Origin of the sequence: Ornithinicoccus halotolerans (assembly GCF_009602535.1) — a bacterium.
GTDB classification, from domain to species: domain Bacteria; phylum Actinomycetota; class Actinomycetes; order Actinomycetales; family Dermatophilaceae; genus Ornithinicoccus; species Ornithinicoccus halotolerans.
Genome location: NZ_WIQI01000128.1, coordinates 1 through 6,412 on the forward strand (window position 1 = coordinate 1; position 6,412 = coordinate 6,412).

Genomic DNA, 6,412 nt, shown 5'->3' on the forward strand with positions numbered 1-6,412 from the left:
CGGGACGCTCGGCGCGGCCGGGGCGCTCCTGGCGGTCCCAGCGGCGCGGCTGCTTCTGGGCGGGGGCCCAGTCGTTGCGGCCGCTGTCCTCGCCCGGGCGCACCTGGGCGCGGCGGGCTTGCTGGCTGCGGCGGGAGGCCGCGGCCTTCTTCTGGGCGGCGGTGTGACGGGGCTTCTTGGTACGGGCAGGCGTGGTGGCACGCCGGGTGGCCTTGGCCATGAGTGACTCGCTATCTGGATCGATGAGGTGGGGCGCGCCTCATCGCTGCTGTCAGCGTGACCGGACCTACCTCCGGGTGCTCGGCACCCGATGGGCCGGGCGGATCGGATCTACCCCCCGGCGGGGCCCGGCTCTCACAGGCGGGCAGTGGACCAGTCTACCGGAGACCGGGGACCGTCCCGACCACGGCCCCTCGGGGCGACGGTTCGGCAGGGCGGCCGGCGTCGGTCAGGCGTCGATGCGGTCGCGCTCCAGCTCCCCGGCGGAGTCGACGATGAAGTCCTTGCGCGGGGCGACGTTGCTGCCCATCAGCAGCTCGAAGACCTCCTCGGCACGGGCGGCGTCGGCCAGCGTGACCCGCCGTAGCGTGCGGTGCCGGGGGTCCATCGTGGTCTCGGCCAGCTGGTCGGCGTCCATCTCCCCCAGCCCCTTGTAGCGCTGCATCGGCTGCTTGACCGAGCGGCCCTTGCGCTCCAGTGCGGCCACGGTGCGGCGCATCTCGGCCTCGGTGTAGGTGTACAGGTACTCCTTCTTGCTGCCGCCCTGGCCCTTGCCCCTGCCGCCGGTGACCTCCAGCCGGTGCAGCGGCGGCATCGCGGCGTAGACCCGTCCGGCGTCGACCAGCGGCCGCATGTACCGGAAGAACAGCGTCAGCAGCAGGGTGCGGATGTGGGCGCCGTCGACGTCGGCGTCGGTCATGATGATGACCTTGCCGTAGCGGGCCAGGTCCAGGTCGAACGAGCGGCCCGACCCGGCGCCGATCACCTGGATGATGGAGGCGCACTCGGCGTTGTGGAGCATGTCCGAGACCGAGGCCTTCTGGACGTTGAGGATCTTGCCCCGGATCGGCAGCAGCGCCTGGTAGTCGCTGGAGCGCGCCAGCTTGGCCGTCCCGAGCGCGCTGTCGCCCTCGACGATGAACAGCTCGCTGCGCGCGGTGTCGGTGGTGCGGCAGTCGGCGAGCTTGGCCGGCAGCGAGGAGGACTCCAGCGCGTTCTTGCGCCGCTGGGTCTCCTTGTGCTGCCGGGCCGAGATCCGCGACTTCATCTCGGCGACGACCTTCTCCAGCAGGAGCGCGGCCTGGGCCTTGTCGGCCTTCTTGGCGGAGGTCAGCCGGGCGGACAGCTCCTTCTCCACGACCCGGGACATGATCTGGCGCACCGCCGAGGTGCCCAGCACCTCCTTGGTCTGCCCCTCGAACTGCGGCTCGGCGAGCCGGACGGTGACCACCGCGGTCATCCCGGCGAGCACGTCGTCCTTGTCGACCTTGTCGTTGCCGACCTTGAGCCGGCGGGCGTTGACCTCCAGCTGTCGGCGGAAGACCTTCAGCAGCGCCGCCTCGAAGCCGGCCTGGTGGGTACCGCCCTTCGGGGTGGCGATGATGTTCACGAAGCTGCGCATCGTCGTCTCGTAGCCCTGCCCCCAGCGCAGCGCGACGTCCACCTCGCACTCGCGCTCCACCTCGGTGGGGTTCATGTGGCCCTGGTCGTCCAGCACCGGCACGGTCTCGGTGAAGCGTCCCGACCCCTGCAGCCGCCAGGTGTCGGTGACAGCCGGGTCCGGCGCCAGGAACTCGGCGAACTCGGTGATCCCGCCGTCGTAGGCGAACACCTCCTCGTGGCTGCCGTCCTCCCCCGGCGTGCCGGGCAGCCGACGCTCGTCGCGGATCACCATGGTCAGGCCGGGCACCAGGAAGGCGGTCTGCCGGGCGCGGGAGACCAGCTCGTCGTAGGCGAACTGCGCCGACGTCAGGAAGATCTGCGGGTCGGCCCAGTACCGCACCCGGGAGCCGCTGACGCCCTTGCGGACCTTGCCGACGACCCGCAGCTCCGAGCTCTTCTCGAACGGGCGGAACGAAGCGTCCGGCGACTTCTCCCCCTGGTCGGTGAAGATCCCCGGCTCGCCCCGGCGGAAGCTCATCGCGTAGGTCTTGCCGCCGCGGTCCACCTCGACGTCGAGCCGGGCGCTGAGGGCGTTGACGACCGAGGCGCCGACGCCGTGCAGACCGCCGGACGCGGTGTAGGACCCGCCGCCGAACTTGCCACCGGCGTGCAGCTTGGTGAAGACCACCTCGACACCGGGCAGCCCGGTGCGCGGCTCGGCGTCGACCGGGATGCCGCGGCCGTTGTCGCGGACCTCGACCGAGCCGTCGGCCAGCAGCAGCACCTCGATCCGGTCGCCGAAGCCTCCCAGCGCCTCGTCGACCGAGTTGTCGATGATCTCCCACAGGCAGTGCATCAGCCCCCGGGAGTCGGTGGACCCGATGTACATGCCGGGGCGCTTGCGCACCGCCTCCAGGCCCTCGAGGACCTGCAGGTGCCGGGCCGAGTAGTCCTGCGCCATCGCTGTCGCCGCCGCCTTTCCCTCTCGTGGAGCACGCGCCGCCTCGCCCCCGCGACGGCTCCCACGCAGGTTAACCCCCCGCGGCCCGCCCGCCGTGCAGGCGCGTCGAGGGCAGCGACGGGAGTACGGCGACCGCAGCGCAGCGGGTGTACGCCGACAGCGGAAATCGGGCGCACATGCCGGGGTGGGTCACGCACGGGAACAGCAGCACGTGTTTGACTGTTGGCACCGTGGCTAACCGCCGACGACCGAGACGAGGGAGAAGGACGTGACCGGCACCCTGGCACCAGAGCTGACCGTCGCTGACCGCTGCGACCGGTGCGGCGCGCAGGCCTATGTCCGCGCCCGCCTCGCTGACGACCTGGAGCTGCTCTTCTGCGGCCACCACGGCCGCGAGCACCTGGACAAGCTGAAGGCCATGGAGGATGTCGACATCCTCGATGAGTCCCACCGACTGACCGCCGAGGCCGTGGCGAACGACCCGCTGCGCTGACGCCCGGAACCACCACCGGACCTAGCAGCCGAGCGGGGGCAGGTCGTGTCGACCGTCGCGATCGTCCTCGCGCTCGTGCTCATGGGGGCCGGGCTGGTCGGGATCGTTCTTCCCGTCCTGCCCGGCCTCCTTCTTGTCTGGGCGGGGGTGCTGGTGTGGGCGGTGCTCGAGCAGAGCGTCGCGGCGTGGACAGTGCTGGCGGTGGGCACGGTGCTGGTGCTGCTGGGCGTGGCCCTGGAGTACCTCGTCCCCGGTCGCCGGATGCGCCGTGCCGGCGTGCGCACCTCCTCGCTGGTGCTGGGGGTGCTGGTGGCGGTCGTGGCCGCCTTCGTGCTGCCCATCGCTGGCGCGCTGGTGGGGTTCCCCGCCGGGATCTACCTGGCCGAGCGAGTCCGCCGCGGGTCCCACCGGGAGGGCTGGGCGGCCACGGTGCACGCGCTGCGAGCGGTCGGCCTCAACATCCTCATCGAGCTGATGACCGCGCTGGTCGTCATCGGGCTGTGGGTCGGCGCGCTGCTCTGGTGGGTCTGAGCCGAGCCCCGAAGGAAGGTGCCGGCGGACGTGGGTTGCTCCGGGGGGAGCGGGTAGGAGCGTGGCTGCGCAACCCCTGCCGCCGGGGTGAGGGCGGCAGGTCAGCTGCGGGTGCTGCGGTTCAGAGGCCGCCCTGGCCGCGGCGCTTGTCCCAGCGCTCCTCCAGCCGGTTCATGAAGGAGCCGCCGGCGCGACGGGGTCCCTGCTTGCCCGACGCCTTCTGGGGCCCGGGCTTCACCGAGCCGTCGGGGCGGACCGCCCCGATCGCGGAGCCCCCGCTCTTGGCGGGGGTGAACGCCAGGTAGCCGCCGATGACCATGGCGCCGAAGCCGAGGCCACCGATCCAGATCTGTTGGAACCACACGGCGAGCAGCACCAGGCCGAGACCGACGATGGCCAGCACCACACCGAGCCCGGCCCGGTTGCGCTGCACCCGGGCCTGGGACTTGCCGACCTGCTTGGCGAACCGGGGGTCCTCGGCGTAGAGCGCCTGCTCCATCTGCTCCAGCACGCGCTGCTCATGCTCTGACAGCGGCACGTCGACCTCCCGACCTGGTGGTGGACCGGACACCGGCGGGGACCGGCGCCACACCGGCGTAGGTGTCAGCCACGCCGGTGTCCCTTTCAAGGATATTCGGTCAACGCACGCGTGACCAGTTGGGTTCCCTCTTGTGGACGGCCGCTTTGGACCCCCGACGCGGCCCGGCTGACGAGCGGTTTCACACTCTCGTCACAACGGGCTGCCGCAGTCACGACAGCCCCACCAGACTGGCCGGCCGGACCACCCCGGCGCCGAACCGGTCGGCGGCGCGGTCGGCGGCCCGCTCGGCCTCTCGCCACCCGTGGTCCGGCTCGTCGAGCCGGCCCTGCACCAGGGTGCGGTCGGCCTCGGTCAGCCCCTCCACCCGCACCCCCAGCAACCGCACCCGGGCGCGCTGCAGCCCGAGCCGGTCGAACAGGCCGCGGGCGGCGGTGTACACCTCCCGGGTCACGTCGGTGCTCTCCCGCAGCGTCCGGGAGCGGGTGATGGTGGTGAAGTCGGAGAACCGCACGGTGAGCACGACGGTGCGGCCCAGCACGCCGGCGCGCCGCATCCTGGTGGCGGTGCGGTCGCTGAGCGCCAGCAGCCGGCGGTGCAGCTCATGCCGGTCGTCGATGTCGTGGGAGAAGGTCTGCGAGGAGCCGACGCTGCGCTCCACCTGCGGTGGTTGCACCGGGGTCGGGTCGTGTCCCCAGGCCAGCGCGTGCAGGTGGGCCGCGGCGGCCGGCCCGAGCGCCCGCCGCAGCGTGCTCTCGGGCAGGTGGGCCAGGTCGGCGACGGTGCGCAGCCCGAGCCGGTGCAGCTCCTCCTCGGTGCGCTCCCCCACCCCCCACAGCTCCCCGACCGGCAGCGGGTGCAGGAAGGCCAGCACCTCCCGCCCCGGCACCAGTAGCTGGCCGTCGGGCTTGGCGCGGCGGGAGGCCATCTTGGCCACCGTGCGGCCCGGCGCGCCACCGACCGAGCAGGTGATGCCCTGCTCGTCGGCGACGGTGTCGCGGATCCAACGGGCGATCTGCGCAGGGCCGCCGAGCCGCCGGCCGGCGCCGCTGACGTCGAGGAAGGCCTCCTCCATCGACACCGGCTCCAGGCGGGGGGTGACCTCGGCCAGCACCGCCATCACCGCATCGGCGGCTTGCTGGTAGGCGTCGTGGTCCGGCGGCACCACCACCGTCTGCGGGCACAGCCGGCGAGCCCGCGCCATCGGGATGCCCGAGCGGACCCCGTGGGCGCGGGCCTCGTAGGTCGCCGACAACACGACGCTGCGCCAGCCACCGCCGACCACCACCGGCCGCCCCCGGAGCTCTGGCCGGTCCCGGAGCGACACCGAGGCGTAGAACGCGTCCATGTCGACGTGCAGCACGGTGCAGTCGCTGACGTCGGCCGAGACCGGGCGGTGCCGGGCCACCGGCGGGCTCACGGCGCTCACCACCCCGCGCTGCCGGGGCTGGAGTGCCACAGCTTGGTGGTGGGCTCCACCGGGGCGATGTCGGCGTAGGGCGACTGCCGGAACCCGGAGGCGTGCACCAGCACCCGGCGCCCCGCGGGCTCGCCCTGCTGGGCCCGGGCGGCCCGCGCGGCGCGCTCGACATCGGCCGCGACGGCGCGAGCGTGCTGCTCCTGCTCGGCCATCACCGACCGCACCGCCTCCAGCCCGGCGGTCTCGAACACCTGCTGCAGCTGGGACAGCTCCCAGGTGGCGTCGGCGGTCAGCGACACCCCGCGCGGGCCGGTGCGGCGCACCACGCCCCGCACCAGCAGCAGCCAGGAGTCGAACACCGTCCCGGCGAACGTGGCCTGGGCCTCTTCGAAGAACGCGGCGTCGCTGGGGCCGGTGCCGTCGTCCAGGGTGAGGAACACCACCCGGCGGCCGGAGCGCACCGGCGGGGTCTGGGTGGCGACCTTGGCGCCGGCGACCAGCACCTCGGTCCGGTTGCGGGCCCCCACCAGCCCGGCGGCCGGCACCACGCCGAGGGCCTGCAGCAGCGGCCGGTAGGTGGTGGTGACGTGGCTGCTCACGTCCAGCCCCAGCACCTCCAGCTCGGCCCGCACCCGCTCCTGCGGGGTCATCTCCGGCAGCCCGCTGCCGGTCACCACGGCCGGGGCGTCACCGAGGTCGAGCGCCAGCTGGGTGGGGTCCACCTGACGCTGGTGCCAGCTGCGGGCGCCGCGGGCCTGCGCCTGGGTGCGGGCTGCGACCTCGTGGTTGGCCGGTGGCGGCCCGTCCGGCGGGTCCGCTCCCGGCAGCGCCGGCGCGGGCTCGCTCCCGCGGCTGCCCGATGCGGTC

The 6,412-nt window shown here is 73.3% G+C and carries 6 protein-coding genes and 1 pseudogene; 2 read left to right on the forward strand and 5 right to left on the reverse strand.

Annotated features, from left to right (window positions below; translation table 11 throughout):
* Positions 1–220 (reverse strand): annotated as a pseudogene (locus tag GFJ45_RS14460) (hypothetical protein); the annotation flags it as partial.
* Between the two features lie 228 nt (positions 221–448).
* Positions 449–2,563, reverse strand: a complete 2,115-nt coding sequence (locus GFJ45_RS14465; RefSeq protein WP_153398437.1) for a DNA gyrase/topoisomerase IV subunit B — start codon at positions 2,561–2,563, stop codon at positions 449–451.
* Positions 2,564–2,831: 268 nt separating this feature from the next.
* Here GFJ45_RS14465 and GFJ45_RS14470 point away from each other — a divergent pair, with 268 nt between their 5' ends.
* Positions 2,832–3,056 (forward strand): DUF7455 domain-containing protein, encoded by a 225-nt coding sequence (locus GFJ45_RS14470; protein ID WP_153398439.1) that lies wholly within the window; start codon positions 2,832–2,834, stop codon positions 3,054–3,056.
* A gap of 45 nt (positions 3,057–3,101) precedes the next feature.
* Positions 3,102–3,587, forward strand: coding sequence for a DUF456 domain-containing protein (locus GFJ45_RS14475; protein ID WP_228387092.1), 486 nt, complete (start codon positions 3,102–3,104; stop codon positions 3,585–3,587).
* Between the two features lie 121 nt (positions 3,588–3,708).
* Here the strand turns inward: GFJ45_RS14475 and GFJ45_RS14480 are convergent, their stop codons facing one another.
* From GFJ45_RS14480 to GFJ45_RS16485, 3 genes are all read right to left on the reverse strand, one after another.
* Positions 3,709–4,125: a DUF3040 domain-containing protein gene (locus GFJ45_RS14480; RefSeq protein ID WP_153398441.1), complete on the reverse strand. Its 417-nt coding sequence runs from the start codon at positions 4,123–4,125 to the stop codon at positions 3,709–3,711.
* A gap of 211 nt (positions 4,126–4,336) precedes the next feature.
* Positions 4,337–5,545, reverse strand: coding sequence for a DNA polymerase IV (gene dinB / locus GFJ45_RS14485; RefSeq protein ID WP_228387094.1), 1,209 nt, complete (start codon positions 5,543–5,545; stop codon positions 4,337–4,339).
* A gap of 5 nt (positions 5,546–5,550) precedes the next feature.
* The coding region (locus tag GFJ45_RS16485) for an OB-fold nucleic acid binding domain-containing protein (RefSeq protein WP_323368744.1) at positions 5,551–6,412 on the reverse strand (862 nt) is incomplete at its 5' end.

Excerpts from the sequence above, each read along its gene's own strand:
- GFJ45_RS14465 (WP_153398437.1), bottom strand. The coding sequence starts at position 2,563 with ATGGCGCAGGACTACTCGGCCCGGCACCTGCAGGTCCTCGAGGGCCTG.